Source organism: Marinicella meishanensis, from assembly GCF_019931145.1.
GTDB classification, from domain to species: domain Bacteria; phylum Pseudomonadota; class Gammaproteobacteria; order Xanthomonadales; family Marinicellaceae; genus Marinicella; species Marinicella meishanensis.
Genome location: NZ_JAIOUV010000002.1, coordinates 136,737 through 162,970, shown reverse-complemented (window position 1 = coordinate 162,970; position 26,234 = coordinate 136,737). Strand labels below are relative to the sequence as shown.

Annotated in this window: 24 protein-coding genes and 1 pseudogene; 7 read left to right on the top strand and 18 right to left on the bottom strand. The window is 51.4% G+C overall.

The window, feature by feature from the left end; all coding sequences use genetic code 11:
- Positions 1–32: 32 nt before the first annotated feature.
- From lipA to K7G70_RS03195, 11 genes are all read right to left on the bottom strand, one after another.
- Positions 33–1,025: a lipoyl synthase gene (lipA, locus tag K7G70_RS03245; RefSeq protein ID WP_223787167.1), complete on the bottom strand. Its 993-nt coding sequence runs from the start codon at positions 1,023–1,025 to the stop codon at positions 33–35.
- A gap of 14 nt (positions 1,026–1,039) precedes the next feature.
- Positions 1,040–1,678 carry a lipoyl(octanoyl) transferase LipB gene (gene lipB / locus K7G70_RS03240; protein ID WP_223787166.1) on the bottom strand — a complete coding sequence of 213 codons (639 nt, stop codon included), beginning with the start codon at positions 1,676–1,678 and terminating at the stop codon, positions 1,040–1,042.
- On the bottom strand, positions 1,675–1,953 hold the full coding sequence (locus K7G70_RS03235) for a YbeD family protein (RefSeq protein ID WP_223787165.1): 279 nt from the start codon (positions 1,951–1,953) through the stop codon (positions 1,675–1,677). Before K7G70_RS03235 ends, lipB begins: the two co-directional genes overlap by 4 nt.
- Entirely contained in the window at positions 1,953–3,122 is a 1,170-nt protein-coding gene (locus K7G70_RS03230) for a D-alanyl-D-alanine carboxypeptidase family protein (RefSeq protein WP_223787164.1), read from the bottom strand. The genes K7G70_RS03235 and K7G70_RS03230 overlap by 1 nt, the downstream gene beginning before the upstream one ends.
- Before the next feature lie 5 nt (positions 3,123–3,127).
- Complete coding sequence (locus tag K7G70_RS03225; protein WP_223787163.1) at positions 3,128–3,883, bottom strand: septal ring lytic transglycosylase RlpA family protein; 756 nt, start codon at positions 3,881–3,883, stop codon at positions 3,128–3,130.
- Complete coding sequence (gene mltB / locus K7G70_RS03220; RefSeq protein ID WP_223787162.1) at positions 3,880–4,845, bottom strand: lytic murein transglycosylase B; 966 nt, start codon at positions 4,843–4,845, stop codon at positions 3,880–3,882. The genes K7G70_RS03225 and mltB overlap by 4 nt, the downstream gene beginning before the upstream one ends.
- Positions 4,842–5,918, bottom strand: coding sequence for a rod shape-determining protein RodA (rodA, locus tag K7G70_RS03215; RefSeq protein WP_223787161.1), 1,077 nt, complete (start codon positions 5,916–5,918; stop codon positions 4,842–4,844). The genes mltB and rodA overlap by 4 nt, the downstream gene beginning before the upstream one ends.
- Complete coding sequence (gene mrdA, locus K7G70_RS03210; RefSeq protein WP_223787160.1) at positions 5,915–7,735, bottom strand: penicillin-binding protein 2; 1,821 nt, start codon at positions 7,733–7,735, stop codon at positions 5,915–5,917. The genes rodA and mrdA overlap by 4 nt, the downstream gene beginning before the upstream one ends.
- 4 nt (positions 7,736–7,739) lie before the next feature.
- Positions 7,740–8,228: a rod shape-determining protein MreD gene (gene mreD / locus K7G70_RS03205; RefSeq protein WP_223787159.1), complete on the bottom strand. Its 489-nt coding sequence runs from the start codon at positions 8,226–8,228 to the stop codon at positions 7,740–7,742.
- Complete coding sequence (gene mreC, locus K7G70_RS03200) at positions 8,221–9,009, bottom strand: rod shape-determining protein MreC (RefSeq protein WP_223787158.1); 789 nt, start codon at positions 9,007–9,009, stop codon at positions 8,221–8,223. The genes mreD and mreC overlap by 8 nt, the downstream gene beginning before the upstream one ends.
- Positions 9,010–9,090: 81 nt before the next feature.
- Positions 9,091–10,140, bottom strand: a complete 1,050-nt coding sequence (locus tag K7G70_RS03195; protein WP_223787157.1) for a rod shape-determining protein — start codon at positions 10,138–10,140, stop codon at positions 9,091–9,093.
- A 508-nt stretch (positions 10,141–10,648) separates the two neighbouring features.
- Between K7G70_RS03195 and gatC the strand changes: the two genes are divergently transcribed.
- Genes gatC through K7G70_RS03175 form a run of 4 tightly spaced genes read left to right on the top strand, consistent with a single transcriptional unit; the run spans position 10,649 to position 14,746 of the window.
- Positions 10,649–10,936, top strand: a complete 288-nt coding sequence (gene gatC, locus K7G70_RS03190; RefSeq protein WP_223787156.1) for an Asp-tRNA(Asn)/Glu-tRNA(Gln) amidotransferase subunit GatC — start codon at positions 10,649–10,651, stop codon at positions 10,934–10,936.
- Complete coding sequence (gene gatA, locus K7G70_RS03185) at positions 10,933–12,381, top strand: Asp-tRNA(Asn)/Glu-tRNA(Gln) amidotransferase subunit GatA (protein ID WP_223787155.1); 1,449 nt, start codon at positions 10,933–10,935, stop codon at positions 12,379–12,381. The genes gatC and gatA overlap by 4 nt, the downstream gene beginning before the upstream one ends.
- A complete protein-coding gene (gene gatB / locus K7G70_RS03180; protein ID WP_223787154.1) occupies positions 12,378–13,814 on the top strand; it encodes an Asp-tRNA(Asn)/Glu-tRNA(Gln) amidotransferase subunit GatB in 1,437 nt (478 codons plus the stop codon). Before gatA ends, gatB begins: the two co-directional genes overlap by 4 nt.
- Positions 13,811–14,746, top strand: a complete 936-nt coding sequence (locus K7G70_RS03175) for a carbohydrate kinase family protein (protein WP_223787153.1) — start codon at positions 13,811–13,813, stop codon at positions 14,744–14,746. Before gatB ends, K7G70_RS03175 begins: the two co-directional genes overlap by 4 nt.
- 57 nt (positions 14,747–14,803) lie before the next feature.
- Here K7G70_RS03175 and K7G70_RS03170 read toward each other — a convergent pair whose 3' ends face one another.
- From K7G70_RS03170 to K7G70_RS03160, 3 genes are all read right to left on the bottom strand, one after another.
- Positions 14,804–15,943: a GGDEF domain-containing protein gene (locus K7G70_RS03170; RefSeq protein ID WP_223787152.1), complete on the bottom strand. Its 1,140-nt coding sequence runs from the start codon at positions 15,941–15,943 to the stop codon at positions 14,804–14,806.
- A 141-nt stretch (positions 15,944–16,084) separates the two neighbouring features.
- Positions 16,085–16,978, bottom strand: a complete 894-nt coding sequence (locus K7G70_RS03165; protein WP_223787151.1) for a hypothetical protein — start codon at positions 16,976–16,978, stop codon at positions 16,085–16,087.
- Complete coding sequence (locus K7G70_RS03160) at positions 16,975–17,640, bottom strand: hypothetical protein (RefSeq protein WP_223787150.1); 666 nt, start codon at positions 17,638–17,640, stop codon at positions 16,975–16,977. Before K7G70_RS03160 ends, K7G70_RS03165 begins: the two co-directional genes overlap by 4 nt.
- 214 nt (positions 17,641–17,854) lie before the next feature.
- Here K7G70_RS03160 and K7G70_RS03155 point away from each other — a divergent pair.
- The 3 genes and pseudogenes from K7G70_RS03155 to K7G70_RS03145 form a co-directional block, all read left to right on the top strand.
- Positions 17,855–18,322, top strand: a pseudogene (locus tag K7G70_RS03155) (RNA pyrophosphohydrolase); the annotation flags it as partial.
- A gap of 2 nt (positions 18,323–18,324) precedes the next feature.
- On the top strand, positions 18,325–19,209 hold the full coding sequence (locus K7G70_RS03150; RefSeq protein WP_223787148.1) for an NAD(P)-dependent oxidoreductase: 885 nt from the start codon (positions 18,325–18,327) through the stop codon (positions 19,207–19,209).
- A 59-nt stretch (positions 19,210–19,268) separates the two neighbouring features.
- Positions 19,269–20,402 (top strand): leucine-rich repeat domain-containing protein, encoded by a 1,134-nt coding sequence (locus tag K7G70_RS03145; protein WP_223787147.1) that lies wholly within the window; start codon positions 19,269–19,271, stop codon positions 20,400–20,402.
- A gap of 11 nt (positions 20,403–20,413) precedes the next feature.
- Here the strand turns inward: K7G70_RS03145 and K7G70_RS03140 are convergent, their stop codons facing one another.
- The 4 genes from K7G70_RS03140 to K7G70_RS03125 all read right to left on the bottom strand — a co-directional run bounded on the left by K7G70_RS03140 (position 20,414) and on the right by K7G70_RS03125 (position 26,194).
- A complete protein-coding gene (locus K7G70_RS03140; RefSeq protein WP_223787146.1) occupies positions 20,414–21,175 on the bottom strand; it encodes a hypothetical protein in 762 nt (253 codons plus the stop codon).
- Positions 21,176–21,356: 181 nt separating this feature from the next.
- Complete coding sequence (locus K7G70_RS03135; protein WP_223787145.1) at positions 21,357–22,646, bottom strand: metal-dependent hydrolase family protein; 1,290 nt, start codon at positions 22,644–22,646, stop codon at positions 21,357–21,359.
- Positions 22,647–22,720: 74 nt separating this feature from the next.
- Complete coding sequence (locus K7G70_RS03130) at positions 22,721–24,307, bottom strand: integrin alpha (RefSeq protein WP_223787144.1); 1,587 nt, start codon at positions 24,305–24,307, stop codon at positions 22,721–22,723.
- Between the two features lie 303 nt (positions 24,308–24,610).
- Complete coding sequence (locus tag K7G70_RS03125) at positions 24,611–26,194, bottom strand: integrin alpha (RefSeq protein WP_223787143.1); 1,584 nt, start codon at positions 26,192–26,194, stop codon at positions 24,611–24,613.
- Positions 26,195–26,234: the final 40 nt, after the last annotated feature.

The window sequence follows — 26,234 nt, the reverse complement described above, 5'->3', positions numbered from 1 at the left end:
TGTTCAGTCCAAATGATCATTGGAATTGACACTCACACACCCGCTTCGTGTGCTTGCACGTCGGCGTGGTAGCTGGAGCGCACCAGGGGGCCGGCGGCGATGTGTTTGAAGCCCAGGGTGTAGCCATATTCTTCAATCGCTTTGAACTCATCCGGAGTCCAGTAATTCAGCACCGGGTGGTGGCCCTGGGTGGGTTGCAGGTATTGGCCGATGGTGATCATTTCGACGTCATGGTCGGCCAGGTGTTGCAGGGTTTCTTGCACCTGTTCAAAGGTTTCTCCCAGGCCCACCATGATGCCTGATTTGGTGGGGATGTCAGGGTGTTGGGCTTTGAATTTTTTGAGCAAATCCAGCGACCATTGGTAATCGGCGCCCGGCCGCACCGCTTTGTACAGCGCGTAGGCGGTTTCCAGGTTGTGGTTGAACACATCCGGTGGGCTTTGCGCGAGGATCTCCAAGGCCTTGTCCATGCGGCCTTTACCGCGGAAATCAGGGGTCAGAATTTCGATCTGGATGCCGGGGTTTTTTTCCCGCACGGCGCTGATGCAATCGACGAAATGTTGTGCACCACCGTCTTTCAAATCATCGCGATCCACCGAAGTGATGACCACGTATTTCAAGCCCATGTCGGCAATGGTTTGGGCCAGGTTTTCGGCTTCGTTGGGATCCGGTGGCAAGGGGCGGCCATGGGCCACATCACAAAACGAACAACGGCGGGTACACACTTCGCCCAAGATCATGAAGGTGGCGGTGCCTTTGCCAAAACATTCGTGGATGTTGGGACAAGACGCTTCTTCACAGACCGTGACCAAGGAGCTGCTGCGCAACTTGCTTTTCAATTTTTGCACGGCGTTGCCGGTGGGGATGCGCACCCGAATCCAATCGGGTTTGCGCAAACGCGGGGCATCGGTGTCAAAAGTGGCCCGATTGCGCCCGGTTTTGTTGGCCCCCAATTCTTTGGCGCCAGCCACTTTGGAGCCGGCGTTGTTGGGGGTTTCGATGTGCAATGGAATCTTGTTGGTCATGGTCGTTGGACGCCTCAAGCGGCGTCTTGTGTGTTTGCGGTGAAGTTCAATTGTTGGCAAAAAGCCGCAATCAACTGCTGTTCGACGGTGTTGATATCGACCTGCTGTGCCAAGTCCGCCAATTGTATGACTTCCAAGCCGGAAAAGCCACAAGGATTGATCCTTTGGAACGGTTCCAGGTCCATGTCGATGTTGAAGGCCAGGCCATGGAACGAGCAGGCTTTGCGGATGCGCAAGCCCAAGGAGGCGATTTTGGCGCCATCGACATAAACCCCGGGGGCGTTGTCTTTGCGCGCCGCTTGCACACCGTACAGCGCCACGGTGTCGATGATGGCTTGTTCAATGCCATGCACCAGTGATTTGACCCCGATGCCATGGCGCCGCAGGTTGATCAATGGGTAGGCCACGATTTGTCCGGGGCCATGGTAAGTCACTTGGCCACCGCGATCGACTTGGATCACCGGGATGTCCCCGGCGGCCAACACATGTTCGGCTTTGCCAGCCAGGCCTTGGGTGAACACCGGTGGGTGTTCCACCAGCCACAGTTCATCCGCGGTGTTGGCATCCCGTTCATCGGTGAATTGTTGCATGGCCCGCCACACCGGTTCGTAGGCTTGACGCCCCAGGTGTTTGACAATGATGGGCTGGGTCACAACGTCCACAGCACATCCTCATGTTTTCTGATGTCGGTGTAGATGCTGATCAGGTGGTCTTTGGATTGGGCGTAGACCAGCACCGTGACGGATTTGTATTTTCCGGTGGAGCTGGTTTTGCAGTGCACCGAATTGCTGGAAACCTCCGGCGCGTGTTCACGCACCGTCGCCACAATCTCTTCAACAAATTCTTCGGTGTTGGGGCCCATTGCTTTGACTGGGTATTCACAGGGAAACTCAAAGCCTTTGCCTTCCAATTCGTCCAAATTTTGCATCAGTCGTCGTCTCCAAAAGATTTGAACCACAAGCCGATACCATCCATGCTGCGCGACCACCAACCAGCTTGTTCGGCGGTTTTCAAGGCCACCAATGGTCGGTTGATCAGCGCTTCTCCATTGAGGGTGACGTTCAATGTGCCCAATTGTGTGCCCTGTTGAATGGGGGCGGTGAGGATGCCAGGGATGTCGGCATTGGCGGACAATTGGCCGTAACTGCCCTTGGGAATGGTGATGTACAAATCTTCGGCCAGGCCCAAGGGGATGTCCTCGTCTTCACCCTTCCAGATTTCCTGGGTCACCCGTTGTTCGCCAGCGCGGTACAACTTGTGGGTTTCAAAAAAGCGGAAACCGTAATTGATCAACTTTTGGGTTTCATCGGCCCGCGCTTTTTCGGACTCGGTGCCCATGATCACGTTGATCAGGCGCATGCCGTTGCGCATGGCGGAGGTGGCCAAACAATACCCAGCGGCTTCGGTGTGGCCAGTTTTGAAGCCATCAACAGTGGGGTCCCGATACAGCAAGGTGTTGCGGTTGTGTTGTTTGATCTTGTTGAAAGTGAATTCTTTTTCCGAGTAGTAATGATACAGGTCCGGAAAGTCGGTGATCAGGGCCCGACCCAACTGCGCCACGTCACGGGCCGTGACCATATGGCCTTCGGCCGGTAAGCCGGTGGCGTTCTTGAACTGGGAGTCGTTCATGCCCAGGCGTTTGGCGTGTTGATTCATCATGTTGGCAAACACCTCTTCGCTGCCGGCGATGTGTTCGGCCAGGGCCACACAGGCGTCGTTGCCGGACTGAATGATCATGCCGCGGATCAGGTCTTCCACCTGCACCTGTTTGTCCACTTCGATGAACATCTTGGAGCCGCCGGTGCGCCAGGCTTTTTCACTGACGGTGATCATGTCTGTCAACGCCAAATTGCCAGACTTGATTTCAGAAAACACCACATAAGCGGTCATCATTTTGGTGATGCTGGCCGGTTCCACTGGCAAGTCTGGATTGTCTGCAGCCAAAATGCGGCCGCTGTGAAAGTCCATCAACAGGTAACTGGAGGCATTGACCTGAGGTGGCTGGGGGGTGGTGTTGGTTTGGGCCATGGCTTGGCCGCTGAACAGCAGCGCACACAGCAACAACATGTAAATCTGGGGTGTGGTTTTTTTATGCATGGGTTTCACTCGGTAATCACTTTGGCATCGGGGATGCCGTTGGTCGTAATTTTGTTGATCAATTGATTGACCGTGGATTCAGACTGTATGGGTCCAATCCTGACCCGATGCAGGGCACCGGACTGGGTTGATAATATGGTGACAAAGGTTTCAATTCCAAGTAGTTCGCTGGCTTTTTTTGCCAGGTTATAGGCGGCGTTTTTGTCTGAAAAAGCGCCCAATTGCAAATAGGTCAAACCTTGCTTGATGGGGTTGGTCTTGAGGTCTTTGGGTGACTTGACCACCTGGATGTGGACATCGGCGATGCCGTCATTGACGAAATCCAGGGCCTTGGCTGCGGCATAAGACAGGTCGATGATGCGGTCGCCGACAAACGGCCCGCGGTCATTGACCCGCACCACCACCTTGCGGTTGTTTTTCAAATTGGTGACTTCAACATAACTGGGCAGGGGCAAGGTTTTGTGGGCGGCGGTCAACTTATACATGTCAAACACCTCTTGGTTGGAGGTTGGTTTGCCATGGAATTTTTTGCCATACCATGAGGCTTTGCCGGTGGCCGAATAACCCTCTGGGCTGTTGTTCACCTGATAGACCTTGCCATGCACCCGGTAGGGGCTGTGGTTGCCGTATTTGCTCAGGGGTTCAGATTTGGGCACCCATGGCTTGATTTTGTTGACGTCGATGTCTTTGTAACGGTCTTTGCCGCCACAGGCGCTCAGCAGCAGGCTCAAGATCAAGGCCATCCCAATGGGTGTCTTCATTGGCTCAACTCCGCGGCCAATTCGGTGCCGTCTCGCATGGCCTTGATGGCTTGAGACAACTGGTACACCGCATTCACATACATGTGTGAATGGTTGTACCTGGAAATCACATAAAAGTTATGGAATCCTTGCCAATAGGCTTGGCTGCCATCGGCCAAGTCCAATTGCAAGACGGTGAATTTTTGCTTGGTTTGGTGGTCTTCCAAATGCGGTTTCAATTGGTTGTACTTGATGTTCAAGTTGGGTTGTTCGATGGCTTTGAGAACCGCGCCACCAGGCTGCCATTTGTGCTTTTCTAAGTAGTTGGCCACACTGGCGATGGCGTCTTGGGGGTTGTTCAGCAAGTCAATTTTGGCATCGGCTTCAAAGTCAACCGCATAATGGCGGTAGCTGGATGGCATGAACTGGCCATAGCCCATGGCCCCGGCATAGGAGCCTTTGGCTGCCAGTGGATCCACGTGGTTTTCCTGGGCCAGCAACAAAAAGTGCTTGAGTTCACTGGTGAAAAATTTGGACCGTTTGGGGTAGTCAAAGGCCAAAGTGTACAAAGCGTCCAACACTTTGTGGTTGCCTTTGATGCGGCCGTAAAAGGTTTCCACCCCGATGATGGCCACAATGATTTCAGGTGGCACCCCAGTGGCGGCAGATACCTGATCCAGCACGGCTTGGTGTTGTTGCCAAAATGCCACCCCTTCGCGGGTGCGTTTGTCGGTCATGAAAATTTTGCGGTATTCATGCCATTGCAGGGTTTTTTCGGCCGGTCGGTTCATCGCATCGATGATGCCTTGTTGGTGGTTGGCTTGGGCCAGAATGCCACGCACCCATTGGGGGTCGAGGCTGTGTTCTGCAGCGGTGTTGCGGATGAAGTCATCCACTTGTTTCAGGTCTACAGCGGCTTGGCTGGGGGTGGCTGTCAACACAGCCAGGCAAAGGGTCAAACAAAAGGAAGCGGTCGTTTTCATTGTTGAATCAATTTTTTATGTGAGTGAACGGAAGTTATGATACCAAATGAGGCCAGCAAAGTAAGCACCGAAGTGCCGCCGTAACTGACCAGCGGCAGGGGCACACCCACCACCGGTAACACACCTGATATCATGCCGGCATTGATGGTGATGTAGACAAAGAAAATCAGTGTTAGTGCCCCACAAAGCAGTCGATTGTAGGTGTTTTTGGCCTGTTGGGCGATGTAGAAACAACGCATGATGATCAAAAAGTACAACAGGAACAAGGCCAGCACCCCGATGAAGCCAAATTCTTCTGACAACACCGAGAGGATGAAGTCGGTGGAATGCTCGGGCAAAAAGTCCAATTGGGTTTGGCTGCCGGCGGTCCAACCCTTGCCCCAGAAGCCGCCGGAACCAATGGCAATTTTGGACTGGATGATGTTCCAGCCATGGTTCAGCGGGTCGGCCTCGGGATTGAGGAACATCAACACCCGCTGTTTTTGGTAGTCATGCAAAAACTGCCACAACACCGGCAAGGACAAGGCGGTCAACAGCCCGGCGCCGAAAATGAATTTCCAGGAAATGCCTGCCAGAAAAATCACAAACAAGCCGCTGGCGGCGACCAGAATGGAGGTGCCCAAGTCGGGTTGTTTGTAGATCAGGCCAGTACACAAACCAATCACCATGGCGGCGGCGAACAGGTGTTTGAACCGGGGAGGCAGGGCGGCATGGCGAAAAATCCAAGCCACCATCATGGGCAAAGAAATTTTGCACAGCTCTGATGGTTGGATGCTGATGCCCAGATCCAACCAGCGTTGCGCCCCTTTGATGGTGACACCAAAGAAAAACACCGCCACCAGCAAGAACACGGTACCGGCATACACCAAGGGGGTGAACTGTTCAAACCGTTCGGGTCTGATTTGGGTGATGAAATACAAGCCAAACAAGCCCAGGGCAATGCGCACTGCCTGGCGTTCCACCAACACCTGACCGCCGGCACTGTACAACACCACCAGGCCATAAGCCAACACCATCAACAACAAAGTCAACAACAAGGGGTCAGGCATGTGGGTGAAAAATCGCCGCCTCATGAGGTCCCTTCCTGGCGGTTTTTTTGCATGAACGCATCAATGATTTGGCGGGCAATCGGGGCGGCAGCGCGGGTGCCACTGGCGCCATGCTCGGCCACCACCACCACCGCGATTTGGGGGTTTTCCGCCGGCGCGAAAGCGATGAACAGGGCATGATTGCGCAGGTGCTTGGGCAATTCTTCGTCCTTTTTGTAGATGTCTTCTTCGCTTTTACCGAACACCTGTGAGGTGCCGCTTTTGCCGGCAATCAGGTAGTCCTCTGAGCGGATCGAACGGGCGGTGCCATTGATGGCATTGACCACATTCGTCATGCCTTGATGCACGGTGTCCCAGTGGGCGTCACTGATGGCAAATGGCAGGGTGTTTGAAGTCACCTCATGTTGCACCAAATGTAAGGGGGTGATTTGGCCTTTGGAAGCCAAAACCGAAACGGCTTGTGCCATTTGCACCGGGGTGATCACAAAATAACCTTGGCCAATGCCGGTGATCACGGTTTCGCCGGGAAACCAGATCATGTCGCGATTGGCGCGTTTCCAGGCCCGCGATGGCAAAATGCCGCGCTTTTCTCCGGCGATGTCGATGCCGGTGAGGTGGCCAAACTTAAATGGGGCCAAAAAGTCGTGAATTTTGTCGATGCCCAAGCGGTAAGCCAAATCATAAAAAAACACATTGACCGATTCGGCCAATGATTCAACCACATCCACTTGTCCGTGGCCGCCTTGTTTCCAGTCATGATAGCGCCGCTCTTGTTTGGGCAGTTGGTAATAGCCATTGGAAACCATGGTGGTTTGTGGGGTGATCAAGCGGTGGTACAGGCCGGCCAAGGCGATGTAGGGCTTGATGGTCGAGCCCGGTTCATAGCCGCCCTTGATGCTGCGATCGAACAGGGGTTTGTCGGCTGAGTTGGCCAACAAGTTAAAATTGCTTTGGCTGATGCCGTTGATGAATTGGTTGGTGTCGTATCCCGGCTTGGAGACCATGGCCAGTATCTCACCGCTTTGTGGGTTGACTGCGATGGCCGCCCCGGTTTCTTCACCAAAGGCTTGGTAAGCCGCCAATTGCAGCGACAAATCGATGGTCAAAGTCAGGTTTTGTCCATTGCTCGGTGGCGTATGGATGGTTTGTGACAGTTGTTTGCCCTGGGCGTTGATTTCAGTCACCAGGCTGCCTGGGGTCCCGTGCAGGGTGTGTTCGTAATACTTTTCGATGCCTGATTTTCCGAAATAATCGTCCGCTGCATAGACTTCGGGGTCTTGTCTGTTGTATTCGGCTTGGCTGATGCGGCCGACATAGCCCAGCAGATGAGAAAACTCAATGGGGTACAGGTATTTGCGATTCAAATACGGTTCCATCTTGAACCCAGGATAACGGTGTTGCTGCACGGCAAACTGGGCCACTTCCACCTCAGACAACTTGGCTTTGATCACCAGTGGTTTGAACACCGGATTGAATTTCAATTGCTCTTCCAGCTGCGCTACTTGCTCATCATCCACACCGATGATGGAGCGCATGCTTTGCAGCTTGGTCATCAAGTCTTTGGTTTTTTCCGGGGTCACCACCAACCGATAGGTGGTGATGTTTTCGGCCAGCAATGACCCATTGCGATCGAAAATCAAGCCGCGGGTTGGCCTGATGCGGCTGTATTTGATGCGGTTTTGTTCGGCTTGTAGGGTGTAAGCATCATGCTTGATCACTTGCAGGTAAAAATAGCGGCTCAGCAACAACAAAAAGATCAAGGTCACCAGCCCCACCGCCACCACGATTCGTTCGGTGAAAATGCGCCGCTCTTTGAAAGGCTGCTTGAGTTCTCGACCCATCATCTCAACTGGTGCGCAAGGAGGTTTGGCAACGGTCCATCAAGTATTTCAGCCAGGGCCAGATCACCGCGGCGGTGAGCAGTGGTAACAAGTCCAACAACTCGGGTTGGTAGCGAAACGAGATCCAGTCAATGGCGGCCCGAATCACGATGTCATTGAACAGCCACACCAACACCATGATCAACAATTGCCAAAACGAAGTCATGCGCAATTGTTTGGCCGATTTGGTGACCAAAAAAGACAAGGCCACCAGTGACATGCCGTGTTTGCCCAACAAACTGCCCATCAGCACGTCCAACAACAAGCCATAGGCAAACGCCACATACATCACCCGGCTGTCGTCGGTGTATAAGGACCAATAAGCGATCAACAAGGCCAGCCAATGGGGCTGCCAAATGGTCAGCTGGCTGGGCCAGGGTAACAAGGTCAACAGCAAGGCGCACAACAGCGACAAATGCATCAGCAGGGTGGTTTGTTGTGGGTTTTTATTCATCGACCAATGCTTCGTCCTCATTGGGCCAAATCAAAAACACTTCGGTCAAGCGGTCCAACTGGGCATAGGGGGTGGCGGTGGCGTTGATGAAGGTGCGGTCGGCACTGACTGAAATGGCGTTGATTGCAGCCAACTGCAGCCCCCGGGGGAAGCGGTTGCCAAAACCTGAGGTGACCAATACATCGCCGCTTCTGATGTCGGCACTGGTGGGGATTTCAGACAGTAAAACCTCTGAGCCATTGCCATAGGCCAAGGTGCGCATGCCGGTGCGCAAGATTTCGATGGGGATGGCGTGGGAGCGATCGGTGATCAAAATCACATGGGCATAATGCTGGCCCAACACATCAACTTGGCCAATGACCCCGTCGAGGTTGAGCACCGCTTGGCCTTCAAACAGACCATCGGCACTGCCTTGGTCAATCACCACATGCTGGGATTTTTGGGTTTGGTTGATGTTGGAGACAAACGCCACACTGGTGGTCAGCGGTGAGGTTTGGGTGGCCTTGAGCATGTCACGCAGGCGATCATTTTCAGCCACCAACGAAATGTTTTGTTGGGCTTTGAGGCGGGCATCCAACAACTGTTCTTTGAGCTCGTTGTTTTCCTGGATCAACTGCGCTTGGCGGGAAATGGCCAATTGTGCCACCTGATACAAGTCTTGTGGCCATTCCACCAATTTCAGCAAGGGCACCGCGGCCAATGACAAGGTGTTGCGGATGGGTTGGGCCAGCTGGTTGTTCTTATCTGAAATCATCAGCACGATGCAAATGAATTCCAGCATCAGAAATTTAAACAGGGGAGATTGGGTCAGTCTCTGATTGCTTTTCAGGTTGTCCATGGACCGCTTTCAAACCATTTCAACTCACCGGAACGGGGCGAAGAAATCAGACCCTTCCTGATCAATGATCTCCAAAGCTTTACCACCACCCCTGGCAACACAGGTCAGCGGGTCTTCGGCAACGAACACCGGCAGTCCCGTTTCTTCCATCAGCAACTTGTCCAAGTCTTTCAACAGCGCCCCACCACCGGTCAATACGATGCCTTGTTCAGCCACGTCGGCACACAACTCAGGCGGGGTTTGTTCCAAGGCGGTCTTCACCGCCGCGACGATGCCAGACAAAGGTTCATGCAGTGCTTCCAGCGCTTCGTTGTTGGTCATGGTGAATTTCCTTGGCACGCCTTCGGCCAGGTTGCGACCGGAGACTTCCAAAGAAATTTCTTCGGCCGCTGGATAAGCGCAGCCGATTTCATGCTTGATCCGTTCAGCGGTGGATTCACCAATCAAGGTGCCATAACTGCGACGCACATATGAAATTATGGAGTCATCAAATTTGTCACCACCGATTTTCACCGAGGCCGAATAAACGATGCCATTCAGCGACAACACCGCCACTTCAGAGGTGCCACCACCGATGTCCAAGACCATGGAGCCGCGGGCTTCATGGATCGGAATGCCGGCACCAATGGCAGCGGCCATCGGCTCTTCAATCAAAAACACTTCCGCCGCGCCAGCGCCAGAAGCCGACTCTTCAATGGCCCGTCGTTCCACTTGGGTGGAACCGCAAGGCACACAAATCAACACCCGACAGGACGGCTTCAACCAGCGATTGGAATGCACTTTGCGGATGAAGTGTTGCAGCATGGCCGAGGTCATGTCGAAATCAGCAATCACCCCGTCTTTCAGCGGCCGGATGGTTTGGATGTTGCCCGGCGTTCTGCCCAACATCATTTTGGCATCGGCACCGACCGAGGCGATGTTGATTTGTCGCCCTTGGTTTTGATCCATCCGCACCGCAACCACCGATGGCTCATTCAAGACGATGCCATGATCGCGCATGTAGATGAGGGTGTTGGCTGTTCCCAGATCAATGGACAAGTCATTGGAGAACAGGCTTCTGAATTTTTTTAACATGTGATTTTTGAGGTATCTTGTGGTTGGTCATTCATCGTGACATCGCCAATGGGCGAGGTCGTTATTAAGCTGATCATCGAACCCAGCCATGTTAGAGGATGGGACATTAACATCATGTTAAATGGTCTTAACATTTGATTGCTCAATGGGGTCTAGGGTGTCGTGATCTGGCCTTTGGGCCAATCTGCGGATTATATATGAATCAGCAAGCCGAAGGAAGCACTGTGGCCACTTGCTTGACCGCCTGATTTTCTCGGTCTGATCAACGGGGCCAGAGTCAGCTGCTCCTCAGGAGCCGAAAAGCCCAACTGGAAACGGTCTGGATCGTTGCAATGTGATGATGAGCCACTTAAAATGGCCCCACGCTGTCTTGTGTGCACGGCGAGGGCCGCCCTTACCAGCAACGGCGGGTGGGCCTGGAACCGAGGGCACACATGATTCTCCACATTGTTAATGATGATGGCTGGCCCCACAATGACCAAGGGCTGGTCATGTTGAGCACTTGAACATGTCAATCAATCGCACAGAATTGGAAGAAATTGCTGCCTTGGCGCAGCTGAACATACCGGACCAGCAGGTTGGCCACATCACCGAATCGTTGAACCAGTTGATGGCCATGATCGAGCACATCAATGACGCCAACACCGAAGCGGTGGCGCCCATGGCCCACCCCAATGATGCCTGGCAGTTGGTGCGTGCCGATGAAGTCACTGACACCTCACACAAAGCCGCACTGCTGGCGTTGGCAGCCCATGCCGATGATGACCACTATCTGGTGCCCAAGGTGATCGAATGATTGGCTTATCCATCCGGCAGATGGCCGGCATGCTGGCCGCCAAAGAGTGCAGCATCCAAGAATTGTGCGGGGTTTACTGGGACCGCTGCCAAGCATTCAATGAAACCACCGGGGCTTTGATCACCACCTTGACAGAATTCAATCCCAAGGAATTGTTACAAGCCCAAGCCTTACTGGATCAAGGACAGCAGCCATTGGCCGGCATTCCTTTGGTCCACAAAGACCTGTTTTGTACCCATGGCATCAAAACCACTTGTGCCTCCAACATGTTGGCCGATTTCGTGCCACCTTATGATGCCACTGTGGTCAGTCGGCTGCAACAGGCCGGCATGGTCACTTTGGGCAAAGCCAACATGGATGAGTTTGCCATGGGCTCTTCCAATGAGCATTCGGCCTTCGGACCCGTGGCCAATCCCTGGGATGAACAACGGGTCCCTGGAGGTTCCTCAGGCGGATCAGCCGCGGCGGTGGCGGCTCGCATGGTGCCGGTGGCCACCGGTACCGACACCGGTGGTTCGATTCGTCAACCAGCCGCCTTGTGTGGCATCACCGGCATCAAGCCCAGTTATGGTCGGGTTTCGCGCCACGGCATGATCGCGTTTGCTTCTTCCCTGGATCAGGCCGGGGTGATGGCCGCCAGTGCCGATGATTGTGGTTTGGTGTTGTCGGCCATGTCTGGTCACGACGCCCTGGATTCCACTTCAGCGCAACAGCCACCCTGGCAGTGGCAAAAACCCGACTCGCCTGACATGCGCGGCTTGAAAGTGGGGGTGGTCAGGGACTGGATTGATGGCCTGGCTGATGACGGCATCAAACAATTGACCTGGGCAGCCATCGAACAGTGTCAAGCCCAAGGGGCCGAACTGCTTGACGTGAGCTTGCCCCATGCCGATTTGGCGGTGTCGGCCTATTACATTTTGGCACCGGCGGAGTGCTCTTCCAACTTGTCCCGCTTTGATGGGGTGCGATTTGGGCACCAAACCGCCCAGGCCAGTAACCTGCAAGAGTTGTACTGTCGCAGCCGTTCCGAGGGGTTTGGTGAAGAGGTGCAAAAGCGCATCATGGTGGGGGCTTGGGCCTTGTCTTCTGGATACTATGACGCCTATTACCTGAAAGCCCAAAAAGTCCGCCGCTTGATCAGCGATGATTTCAAAGCGGCTTTTGAGCAAGTGGACCTGATTGCCGGTCCCGTCTCACCAGAGGTGGCGTTCAAGCACGGGGAAAAATCCACCGGGGTGAGCATGTACCAAGCCGATCAGTTCACCATCCCGGCGTCATTGGCTGGCTTGCCTTGTTTGTCCATGCCGATTGGCCACACCCAAGGGTTGCCCGTGGGCTTGCAATTGATCGGTCGCTATTTCGATGAGCAAACCATCCTGGCGGTGGCTGATCAGTACCAGCAACAAACCAACCACCACCAACAAACACCGGAGGCCTTCGCATGAGTCAACAATGGGAAATGGTCATCGGCCTGGAAATTCATGTGCGGTTGGATACCGACAGCAAATTGTTTTCAGGAATGAAGGCCAGCTATGGCGCATCCCCCAACAGCCAGGTCAGTTTTCTGGATGCCGGTTTGCCCGGCACCTTGCCGGTCATCAATCAAAAAGCTTTGGACTATGCCATCCGCTTTGGCTTGTCTGTGGATGCCGACATACCACCGTTCACGGTGTTCGCCCGCAAAAATTATTTCTACCCAGATTTACCCAAAGGCTATCAAATCAGCCAAATGGATGACCCGATTGTGGGGCCTGGGCAGGTGGTGATTGAAACCGAAGCGGGGGCAAAGACCATCGAGATCACCCGCGCGCATCTGGAAGAGGACGCCGGTAAATCGATCCACGACAAATACGACCAATATTCAGCGATCGATTTGAACCGCGCCGGCACGCCCCTGATTGAGGTGGTTTCAGAGCCACAAATGTCGAATGCCAAAGAGGCCGTGGCTTACATGCGAGAAATTTACACCCGCGTGACCCACTTGGGCATTTGTGACGGCAATTTGCAAGAAGGCTCGTTCCGCTGTGATGCCAACGTGTCGGTGCGACCGGTGGGCCAACAAACATTGGGCACGCGCACCGAAATCAAAAACTTGAATTCTTTCCGCTTCATCGAAAAAGCCATCAATCACGAGGCCAAACGACAAATCAAGATCCTGGAGGCCGGTGGCCAGATCACCCAAGAAACCCGCTTATACGATGCCGAGCAGGATCAAACGCGGTCCATGCGCAGCAAAGAAAATGCCAATGATTACCGCTATTTTCCCGATCCCGATCAGCTGCCAATTCAAATCACCCCGGAGATGATTGCCGCCCAACGGGCGTTGTTGCCTGAATTTCCAGCGGCCAAAATCGAACGCTATGTGGGTGAACTGGGCTTGAAGCCAGATGATGCGGCGATCATCGCCCATGACCTGAGGATGGCTGAATTTTTTGAACAAAGCAACCAACACAGCCAAGCAGCGGCCGATTTGAATGCCAAATTTTTGTTGGGTGAATTCAGTGCCTTGCTCAATGCGCAAGGGGTGGCTTTGGCTGCCAGTCAGATTGATGCCACAGCCTATGCCGGTTTGTTGGATCAAATGGCCAATGGCAGCGTCTCGCGCAAGGTGGCCAAAGGGGTGTTGGATGACATGTGGGACACGGGCCAAGCGGCTGCAGACATCATCAAAGAACAGGGCTTGGGTCAAATATCAGACGCGTCGGCTTTGACCGAGTTGGTCCAGCAAGTGATTGCCGACAACCCCGATCAAGTGTCCAGCTACCGCGGCGGTAATGACAAGATGTTCAATTACTTTGTCGGCCAAATCATGAAACAAACCAAGGGCCAGGCCAATCCTGTCCAAACCAAACAATTGTTAGAGGAATATTTAAAATGAGTAGAGCGTTAATCTGTGGGTCACTGGCCTTCGATAACATCATGGTATTTGAAGATGAATTTGCCAACCACATATTGGCCGATCAAATCCACAAGCTGAACATTTCGTTCATGGTGCCCACTTTGAGCCGGGTGTTTGGCGGAGTGGCCGGCAACATCGCTTACAACCTGAAAATGATTGGTGGCAATCCGGTGCCCATGGGGGTGGTTGGTGGTGACTTTGACATCTATGCGCAACGGCTTCGCTCGCTGGGCATCTCGTTGGAGGCAATCAAAGTCAAAGATGAATTCTTCACCCCACAGGCCTACATCACCACCGACATGAAAAACAATCAGATCACGGCCTTCCATCCTGGGGCCATGAACTGTTCACACGAAAACCACGTCAAGGATTACGACGACATTGACATCGGCATCGTCGGCCCAGATGGCCGCGATGGCATGATTCAACACGCCAATGAGTTTTGTGATTCGGGCATTCCTTTTATTTTTGATCCAGGTCAGGCCATGCCTTTGTTTGATGGCGATGACCTCAAACAATTCATCGAACAAGCCACCTGGATGGCGGTCAATGACTACGAGTACGAGCTGGTGCACGACCGCACCGGCATGGATGCCAGAGCAATCGCACAGCATTTGGATGCCTTGATTGTCACCCGCGGCGAAAAGGGCTCAGAAATATATGCCGACGGCACCATGTACCACATTCCAGTGGTGGATGCCGAAAAAGTGGTGGATCCCACCGGTTGCGGCGATGCTTATCGGGCTGGTTTGTTGTATGGTTTGACCCAGGGTTTGGACTACCAAACCACCGGTCGCATCGCCTCGCTCTTAGGCAGCATCAAAATCGCCACCGCCGGCACCCAAAACCATTACATTTCGAAGCAAAACTTTCGGGCCAAGTTCTTGGCGGAGTTTGGTTACGCCTTTTGATGCGGTTTTTGATCGTCATTGATTGGGCCAACGGTCAAGCCGTTGGTCTCTTTGGCATCACAAAGCCCGCAGTTGTTCGCTGGTGCTGCCGGCCGCGGTCAGTGTGTGAATGTCGCCCAAATGGTATTGGTTCTTGCCTTTTTGCTTGGCTTGATACAAGGCTTTGTCGGCCAAATCCAACAACTGTTTGATGTTCAATGGATCGCCGGGTTGGTGATGGGCCACACCGATGGAGGCTGTCAGGGTGAATGAGTGATCTGAATGCTCATCGGGTTTGATTTGCGCCATGGCGTCCAACACAATTTGGCAAATGGTGTGAACGTGGTCCAAATCGGTGTTGTTCAACAGCATCACAAATTCATCCCCACCCAAGCGGGCTGCCAGATCCATCGGGCGACGGCCTTGGGCTTTGAGCACTTTACCGACTTTGATCAGGACCGAGTCACCGACTTTGTGACCCAATTGGTCGTTGATGTGCTTGAAGTGATCCAAGTCAATCAGCAGCACCGACAGGTTGGTTTGATCGCGCATGGCCTGTTTATACAGCAATTGTGATTGTTGATAAAAGAACCGCCGGTTGAACAGTTTGGTCAAATAATCTGAGTTGGCTTGTTGCTCTATCAACTGCAACAGTTTGTTGTTGGCTTTGAGCACCTCATTGAACACGTAATTCATGAAAATACAACAGCTGGACAAGATCACATAGAAAAATGTCAGGGAGGTGATCTCTGTGGATGGTGTGCCCAGTTTTTGATAGGTCAGGATGGCTGCCAAAATGATGGTGGCTGAGGCGATGATGGAGTGTTTGATGGGTGAAGCCAGTAACAAGCCCGCATACAACAAAATGATGGTCAAGCCGATGCGCGGATAAATGTTGGCGTTGGCGGCCCCAATTTCAATGATCTTGGTGTGACCAATGCCCACGCAGATGATGGCCACCAAACTCATCAAGTCGAATACTTGGCTGCTCACCCCCCAACGTTTTTTGTGGTGGAAGACCAGCAGCAGTAACAAAATGGGCAGGCCCATGAATAAGCTTCGCACCAACAAGGTTTGTTGCAGCGATTGCCCAGAGTATCGGTAACAATCAACGGCAATGAACAAAGTCAAATAAATGGCCGCCAAGGTTAACGCCCATTTTTGAATTTCCCGAATTTGACGGGCATGGTGTTTGAAACCAAATCCGCTTTTTAACATAAGACACACACTCTACACTGTTGACATCATAGCACAGGAAGGGTGGTGCCTGCATCAGACCCTCATCAGCCCCCAAGCCTGAAGGGATGCGCCGCCCATGTCAGGGCGGCCAATTGACCCCAATGCGGGACTGCTGTCAAATCAGAACGAGGTTTCCGAATAAAAGATGGTGCACTCGGTGTCACCACCGTTTTGGCAGTAGGGGGCCTCATTGTAGGGATCGGGGGTGGTGACGTAATTGATGTAATACGTCTTGGTCGGATCCATGATGCAATACAAGACTGGATTGTCCGCCGGGTTGGTGGAAAAGAACATGTTGGAGAAGTTGTTCACCGTCCTTTTACACACCGCATTGTCGGTGAAGTCGCCCGGGCATTCACTGACAGTGATGGTGGCACTTTCGATCAGGTTGTAATTGGTGGGGGCTTGTTCAAAGACGATGCGGCGGCGAAAATTGGTTTGGTCCAGAAAAAACCCTGAAATGGCGGCGAATTCATTGTTGCTGAGGGTCAATTCAACGGTTGAGTTGGTCGACTGGCCAAAATCAAAGCCTTCGTTGATTTGGCGATAGGTGTTGGCCACTGCCGTCAAACCCGGTGGGAATACCACATCTGAACAATTGCTGTTTTGCTCATCCACCAGGATGTTAATGACCAAGCTGTGTTCCAGGGCACCGGCGCTGCAACTCAACACAAAACTGGTGTCAGCGGCCAGGAACGGCACCTCAATTTCATAGGTCCCATCGGCCGAGGGTTTGATGCCAAGCCAAGCATCGATGCCGCCACTGCCACTGCAAAAAGTGGCGCCTGACACCGTGTAGGAAATGGTGAAAGGGTTCAGTTTGGGTACGGTGCATTCAGAGCCGCCACAAGGGCCAACGAAGGCCGTGATCAAGCCCAGTGCCGGAGAAGTGTTCAAGGTGTAAGTGGCGTTGTTGGGATTGGCTTTGAGGACCTTGCCCTCATTCAATTCATAAGCCAGGTTGGCCGCCTGGGCCGAACCCACCATCAGCATCAATAAGGCAACGGTCTTCATTGGAACCCCCATTTAAAAATCAAGTTGAGCGGCTGGGTGAATGGCGTGCCCAAGTTGCACACAATGTCGCCATTGGTGCTGACAAACACAAAGTAAGTCACCTGATCTTTGACATAAATTTCAGGGTGGTTGCCGTCACTGATTTGAATTTGGGTGCCATTCAGCTGCAGTTGCGGGGCGGCGGTGTTGATGGGGTTGCCGGAAACGGTGCTGCAATTGCCCAATGGCACGGCCCCGGTGATCAGCCATTGATCGCTGTACAGGTTCATTTCAAAAGACTGCGGCAAGGTGTACTGATATCCGTCGATGACCAATTGGTGGTTGTTGGCATTGCAACCACCGCCGTTGATGATTTGGATGTTGTCGGTGATGCCATTGTTGATGGCTTGAAACCGAAAGCGGCAATCAAAATGTTTGTATTCGATGGGAAAGATCAACTCACTGCTGCGTTCAATCAAGTCATTGTTGAGCACATCAAATTGCCATTGACTCATGGCCATGAAGGGACAGGTTAACAGCAGCCACATCCAGCTCAGGGTGTGGCGGTGCCGTGGCACTGAAGTGGCACGGGCTGAGGTGGCAGGGTGGGTCTTGCCAGGGGTTTTGGTGTTGGCATTGAATTGGGCCATGGTCTCTCTCATTTCAGCGGTTGGCGGCATCATGTATGACACCAACTGGGTTTTCGTGGTTTCATTATAGGGGGGCTTGGATAAAGATTTTATTAAGTGGTTCATGTTTTACCGCGCTGATGGCAGGTTGAGTTGGTCAAATCCGGGCGACAAATCCGTTATGGATGCGGCGGCCTTGGGCTTAAATTGCTTGCCCAAATTTCATTTTTTTGAAACAATAGAGCCAGTTTAAAAATTTAATGTCATCATGATTGATCAAGATGGTTTCAGGCCCAATGTGGGCATCATCTTGCTCGACAATGAAGGTCAGGTATTTTGGGCCAAGCGAACCAGAGGCAATGGTTGGCAATTTCCACAAGGCGGGATTAACAAGCATGAAACCGCGGAAGAGGCCATGTTCAGGGAATTGTATGAAGAAGTGGGGTTGAAACCCCACCATGTGGATGTGTTGGGCTCAACGCCCGGCTGGTTGAAGTATCAGTTGCCCAAGAAATTCCACAAACGCGATTCTGACCCGTCATTTGTGGGGCAAAAGCAAGTGTATTACTTGTTGAGGCTGTTGGAAGACGAATCCAAAGTGGACTTCAACAAGACCGCCAATCCCGAGTTTGAAGATTTTCGTTGGGTCAATTTCTGGTACCCGGCAGAAAACGTCATACACTTCAAAAAAGGGGTTTACAAAAGGGCTCTGAAACACCTCGAATTCCTGGCCAAAGCATGAGTGTAGCGGTCATTATCACCGACCGCAACACCGATCAATTGTGCCGTCATCTGCGGCAATGTTTACCCGATATTCTCATCCAACAATGGCCTGACATCGAAGACCCAGACAGTGTCCGGTTGGCGGTGCTGTGGCAGCATCCTGCGGGCATCACCCAACATTTTCCCCAGCTTGAAGCGGTGGTTTCCATGGGGGCAGGCATGGACCACATTGAGGCCGATGCCGCCATCCCCGAGGCGGTGAACAAATGGCGGGTGGTGACCCCCGTGTTGCAACAAAACATGGCCCAATATGTGTTGCAACATGTGTTGGCAGAGCAGCGCCATGCCAAAGCTTATCTACAGCAGCAACAAGCCGAAGATTGGCGGGTGTTGGAAAGCAACGAGCCGATGCCGGTGGTTGGTTTTTTGGGCTTGGGACAATTGGGCGGGTTTGTGGCTGATCGTTGCCTTGACCTGGGCTTTCGCACCCTGGCTTGGACCGCCAGCCAACAGCATCCCCAACACCCTTGCCACCATGGCCCTGAGGGTTTGCAAACGGTTTGTGCCAACTGCCGCTACCTGGTGATTCTGTTGCCCTTGAATGAACACACCCGACATGTGATCAACGAGCAATCTTTGGCCTGGTGCCAGCCCGAGACCACCCTGATCAACGTCGGTCGCGGGGGACATGTGGATGAGTTGGCCTTGCTGCGGGCCTTGGACGCCGGGCGCCTCAAGCGGGCGGTGCTGGACGTGTTTGCCGAAGAACCTTTGCCAGCTGGCCACCCCTTTTGGCAACACCCCCGAGTCACCTTGACCCCACACAGCTCTTCGCGCTCAGATGTGGCCCAAACCGCGACAGAAATTGCCGCCCTCTATCAGCGCCTGGTGGCAGTTTGACGCTTTATTCTGGCAGTCAAAGATTGTCTGAGTGGCCGTTTTTGGGGGATAATGAAATCATGTGTGAGCCATGCAATCAATTGAAAGTTACCTTGTTGGTGCTGCTCTTTTGGGTCCTGCCAGTCCGTGCTGACTTGGATTTCAACACCGTTTGTTTTCAGCCGGGCATGAATGTGCCGATCCTGGAATGCAATGCCTTGGTCAACTTTTACAACATCACCGACGGCGATAACTGGGTCAATAACAGCAACTGGGGACAGGCCGATGTCAACAGTTGGTTTGGGGTTTCGGCCTTTGGTGCCGGCACCTTAAATGTCTGGTTTTTGGAACTCAGCAACAACAATCTGGTTGGCCTCATCCCGTCTACCATCAGCGACCTCACCGCCTTGAGAACCCTGAATTTGAGCGACAATCAACTGTTCGGACCCATGCCAACAAGCTTGGGTTCATTGTCCAATTTGCAGTGGTTGTTGTTGGGTAACAATGACTTGAGCGGTGATGTGCCCAGTCAATTGTCCAGCCTCCATGACTTACAAATATTGCAATTACAAAACAACCAATTGACTGGATCGGTGATGACCGCCGTACAAAATTTGGGCTCATTGACTGATTTGTGGCTGGATCACAACAGTTTCAACGAAGCCTTGCCCGCCGATGTGAGCGGCCTGGCTGCTTTGGAATATTTTTCTGCCCATGAGGTTGGTTTCTTAGGCCCTTTGCCAGCCAACCTGACCACTTTGAGTCAATTGGAGTTCTTGTTTCTGCCGGGCAATGAGTTGACCGGTAAGATCCCTGCATGCATTGGCCAGATGTCGGCTTTGAGACAATTGGATTTGAGCCACAATCGGCTGTATGGCAATTTACCTGAGTCCTTGGGCTGGTTGTCTGATTTTGATTTTTTGAGCCTCAATGACAACCAACTGCGTGGTTTCATTCCTGACTCGTGGTCGCAAATGACCCTGATCGTGGGTCTGTATTTGAACAACAACCGCTTGACTGGCCTGGTGCCAGAAGGTTTTGGCAACATGACCCAAATCAATGAGTTCTACCTCAATGGCAACGACCTGTCTGACCCGGTGATTCCTCCGGCCATAGCGGGCTGGTATCAACAAATCCCCTTTCGGGAGATTGTGCCACAAGGCTTCAGCGACGATGTGTTTTATGCCGATTTCGATGGCAGCTGTCTGCCCTGATGGGTGTGGTATCAATCCGCCGTGTTCGGCGGAAATTGCAACAACAATTCACCGATGGGTTGGGCCGGTGTCCATTGGTTGCTGTGGTTTTTCCACAAAATTTGACCGCTGCCGGTGTGGACCCAAAAGGCACTGGCATGTCGGCGGTATCCCAGGTCCAGGTGCATCGACGCATAATCAGACTGGCTGGCCACCGCCCCACTGAGGATGAGGGTGCCCAGTTGTTTGATCGCCCCGGTGGCCGACAAATCCACATGCAGGTACAAAATGCCGGTATTGGGTGGTAAGTCAATGTCGCTGAAGTGATATCCCATTTGCATGCCCCGATGTGAATTGGGGTCCGATGCATGGTGGCGCTTGGGTGCCAGGTATTTGATCATCAGTCGCATCACGTCGCGGTGTTGGTCGATGTGATCGTCGGGAATTTGGTCACTGGCCATGATGAAAGGCGCGTACAACAGCTCAGGTTGTAACGTCTCCTGAATGTAATGTTCCACTGCGAAACCTTCATCAACCAACAAGCCACTGGTCAACAAGTATCCAGAAGCTGCTGGATAACCGGCCTTTTGCAGGGACATGTCCACCGCCGCCAACAAGCGGTTCAACATGTCTTCATGATAATAACTGTCAAAATCCCAATAGCGACCCAAGTCATCGCGCAGATTCAAATAATCAATCACCACCATGGTGTGTTCAATTGGGTGGTTTTCGGGTTGGTCATGTTGGTACAGGGTGGTGCCTTTGGGTTGGCAGCCCGTCAGTACCAGCCACATCAACGACCAGCAGATTGTCAGCAATCGAGTGTGTTTCATGACCATGAACTGTATCAGTTTTGAACGAAAAGTACAGATCAAATCAAGCGGCAAAGCCGGTGATTGTGGAATTTGACTCCTTGTTCACAAAACCAAGCGGTCACCATTCAGCTGGCAGACAGTCAAGAGTCAACACCAGCCATCAGGGTGCTTCGTGCTTGTGTACTGCACCTTCTTTCATCACAAAGTGTACCGCCAACAAGGCCTCAATGTCAGCCAATGGGGAATCTTTGGTGGCAATGATGTCAGCCAGTTTGCCAACCTCTATGGAGCCCAGTTGGTCTTGCATGTTAATCAAAGCCGCCGCATGCAAGGTGGCACTGAGCAGGATTTGGTCATGCGGCATGCCGGCCTGACTCATCAGTACGGCCTCTTGGGCGTTGGTGCCATGCGGTGAAATGCCGCTGTCGGTGCCAAAGGCGATGTTGACCCCAGCCTCATAGGATTTGATGAAGTTGCCTTGCATGTCTTGACCCACTTTGATCGCTTTGGCGGCCACCGCTGGCGGCAGGATGTCGGTGTTTTTGGCCAACTTTGAAACCGTGTCTCCGGCCAACAAAGTCGGCACCAAGTAAGCGCCGGTTTTTTTGAACCATTTGATCGCTTCGGGGCCGGTGTAGGTGCCGTGTTCGATGCTGTGGACCCCGGCTTGCAAGGCGGCGATGATGCCGTCTTCCTGGTGGGCATGGGATGCCACTTTCTTGCCCATGCGCTTGGCCGCCAACACCACTTCTTTGAGTTCGTCCATTTCCATTTGTTGGCCGGTGCCGGTGGCGCGGTCGGTCATCACCCCACCGGTGGAGGTGATTTTGATCAGGTCAGCACCGTATTTGATCGCATCACGCGCGGCCCGACGACAGTCATACGGTCCGTCACAAATGGAACGGTCGGTGTAAAACTCCATCAACTCAGGCTTCATGCCACTGACATCGGCATGCCCACCGGTGATGCCCACACCACCCGCCGCAATGACTCGAGGCCCGGCCACCCAACCGCGATTCACCGCATCGCGATAGGCGTACATGTATTGTGAGTTGGATCCCACATCCCGCACTGTGGTGAAACCGGCCATCAAAGTTTTGGTGCCATGGTGCACGGTGCGCATGCCGACCAATTGATTGGACATCTTCAAGGCATCGCGGTCATTATTCGGCCCCAACTCGCCTTGCAGGTGCACGTGCATATCCATCAGCCCAGGCATCACAAACGAGTCACGCAAGTCGATCACTAGGCTGCCATCACCCACTTCAGGTTGTAAAAAACCAGCGGTTACCGCGGTGATTTTGCCATCCACCACGGTGATGGTTTGATCTTTCAGTGTTTTTTCTCCTGGCACTGCCAATAATTCACCGGCATGAATGAGCGTGGTGGCAGCTAAAGCGTTTTGCAGCATCAACAATAAACTGGTAAGTAACAGTAACTTTATGGACATGAATCAAACCTCTTGGAATGCGGATTGATTATCATAACAAAATGGGGAAAGTCCGACTGAATTATTGCACCGATTTATTCAAAGCCGTTTTGATAGATCAAATCGCCACGTCCATAAACTATATAATTAACACTGGTGCCAGCCACACCTTGGTAATTGGCTGTCATCAAGTCATCAACTCCATCGGCATTGATGTCCCCAGCATTGCTGAGGTTGACCGGTATCGTATAATCAAAAGACCCATCGATGCTTTTAATTTTGAAGCCATTGTTTCCATCAAGAGTTTCTGGATCAAAATTCACAGCGAATCCACTTGGATCAGCAAAAATAACATAACTGGTAATTATTGATTCATTTGATCCTGTGAATTGATAGCTGCTTAGTAACAAGTCGCCGAATCCGTCATGATTAATATCACCAGCTGGACTTTGGTGAAAACCCAACCTTTCGAATTCTCGAGAACCCTTGATCACAAATCCATTGGTACCATCTATGCTGTTTAAATCAAATTCTGTTGGAATGGTTTGTGTCGATCCATATACCACATATGTGACACCAGCTTTAGATTCAATCTCGCTGGCCTGTGGATAAGAGATGATCAGATCGTCAATACCATCTGCATTCATGTCAATTGCATCGCTGGAAATTCGCCAGTCTAATCGATCAGTGCTGCCGATATCATTGATTCCGATGATGCTAAACCCGTTAAGCCCGTCAATGCTGTTTAAGTCAAAAACGCCAGCAGTGTTTTGATCGTTGCCATAGATGACGTATGTGGTTCCAAAAGTGTTGGTTAAAAAATTGTATGGTTCTTTGCCACTGATAATCAGGTCTGAAAGACCGTCATTATTGATGTCTCCTGCACTGACATATTCACCCAAATTATCATCAACCAACTTACCGTGGACAGCAAAGCCATTGGTACCATTCAATGATGCTAGATTTAAGATTGCAGGAAATCCAGTGTCGTTACCGAATAACATGTAAACGGATCCAGAATTGAATCCATTGATGTCAGTATCAGGGGTCGTGACCATAATTTCACCGATGCCATCGCCGTTGAAATCATCAATTAATTTGACGGCAAAACCTGCACGATCAGTAAAAGATATGCCTCGAATGACAAACCCATTGGTGCCATTCAATGCGCTTACATCTACTTCAGCAGGAAAATTGCCATCACGCCCAAAAATCACATAACTGCTGCCGACAAAATTGTTACCATCAAATGCACATTCAAACGCACTGACAATCATGTCATCAATACCATCATTATTGACATCGATTCCTCCTGATACAGAATTGCCAAAACATTCACCCGGGTTGTTGCCATACATGATGAACCCATTGTTTCCGTTGATGTCAGATAAACTATAGTTGGTGGGAAAGCCGGATTGACTGCCATAAACCACATAAGCTGCACCGGCATTTGTAAAAGAAACATCAGAGCCTGATGCTCCTATGATCAAATCATCGATGCCGTCATTGTTGATGTCACCAGCAGACTTCCCTTTGGCAAAATCATAAGCTTGTTCCCCATTAATGATGAAGCCATTTTCACCATTGATGTGTGATAAGTCGACAACTTGGTTAAACTGTGCACAGACCAGTCTTGTGTTTATAATCAGAAATAAGTATATAAGTGAGTGATTCTTTTTCATTGTATTGCCTGGTTGGTTTTTACATTTAATCGCAAAATAATTTGCCTCACATAATAAATATCGAAACTGAACCCAAAACCTTGTCAAAATTAATCATTATTTATCGAATTCTGTAGTTTGAGTAACTCTTTCCGCCACTTACCTTGTAACTGACTGTCACATTCTGGGCATTGATACTGCTCGTTTTTCCGGTCAAGGAGCATAGTCGACCTGATAACTCTACTTGGTGTTTATTGACCTGGTCATTAGAGTTGGTGGCAGCCAAACAAAACTCTAAATGTCCGACGGAATGATTGCACCGGTTTATTCAAAGCCGTTTTGATAGATCAAATCACCTTTACCATAAATGACATAGCCGTTATTGATACCATTGGTTACCAAATCGCCGATACCATCATGGTTGATGTCACCTGCAGAAGACACGTTGGATAATAGATCCGAGGCTGTTCCATCAAAACTTTCGATGGCAAAACCATTGTTGCCATCAACAACGGAGGGATCATAGATCGCTGGGAAGCCGGCACTGTTTCCAAACACCACAAATGCAGTAATGAATGGATCCCAAATATTCGGTGAAACCCTTCTCCTTGAAATCAAAGTGATGTCATCAACACCATCATTGTTGATGTCCTTAACAGAATTGGCAGCAAGCCCCAGATAATCAAATTCAAAAAGCCCAAACATTTTAAAGCCATTGGTGCCATTGATGCCATTCAAATCAAATGCTGCAGGAAATGGTTGTTGGCTGCCATAGATGACATAAACCGCCCCTGCATAATCAACCATGTCATGTCTGGCAGTTGGGTACGTAATGAGCATGTCAGCCATGCCGTCGCCATTGATGTCACCTGCATCTGATGTGTTGATAATGTTAAGGATTGTTGTATTGGGAAAGGTAACATCCACAGAGCTGATCGAAAATCCATTGGATCCATCCAGTGTCGATAAGTCAAAAATGCTTGAAAAACCAGTTGTGCTGCCAAAGACCACATAGGCTTGACCATGCACCTCAGAAAAGTCATTGATTCTGTCTGAAGACAACAACAGATCAGACAATCCGTCATGGTTGATGTCTGCTGCACTGAAATTTTCGCCCAGAAAATCGAAGTTTTCTTCGCCAAAAATGGTGAATCCATTGTTCCCATTGAGGGTGCCCAGATTCAACTGTGATGGAAAGACCTGATTGCTGCCAAATACCACATGCACTGCACCGGTATCAAACTCAGACACATCAGCTTCGGCACCGGGTGTCCCGATAACGAGGTCATCAATTTGATCGTTATTGAAGTCTGCCATGATCTTTATTTCTACACCACTGTTGTCATGAGTATTGACTCCGGTCAGCACAAATCCATTGGTACCGTCCAATGCTGACAGGTTGACAATGTCAGGAAAATTTTGAGATTGACCAAACACCACATAAGCGGCACCTGCAAATGTATTTGTAAGGGATGCCGAGGGTGCGCCAATGATCAAATCATCAATGCCATCGTTGTTGATGTCGCCTTTGCCGTTGACTGTGAAAGCGTTTCCGCCGTTCGGGAGGTCAAAATTGATGGCAAAACCATTGTTACCATTGATGTCATTGAGTTCAAATGGACTGAGAAAACCCGCAGCTGATCCATACAAAACAAAACTGCCTGAGACATTTTGTCCATTGATGATGGCATCACCGCGTGTGATGATCAAATCATCGATGCCATCGTTGTTGACATCGCCAATACCGGTGACTCGGTTACCGATCGAATCACCGGAATTGCTGATAACCAGGCCTTGCTGGCTGTTCATCTCAGATAATTTAATCAGTGAAGGGAATTGCGCCCAACCAGCTTGATTCAGAAGCATAAAGAACAAAGCCATACAAGTTTTGAATGTTGGTGTTTTCATGTTAAGTCGTTAATCAATTGTGTTTGCTTAATCGATGTAT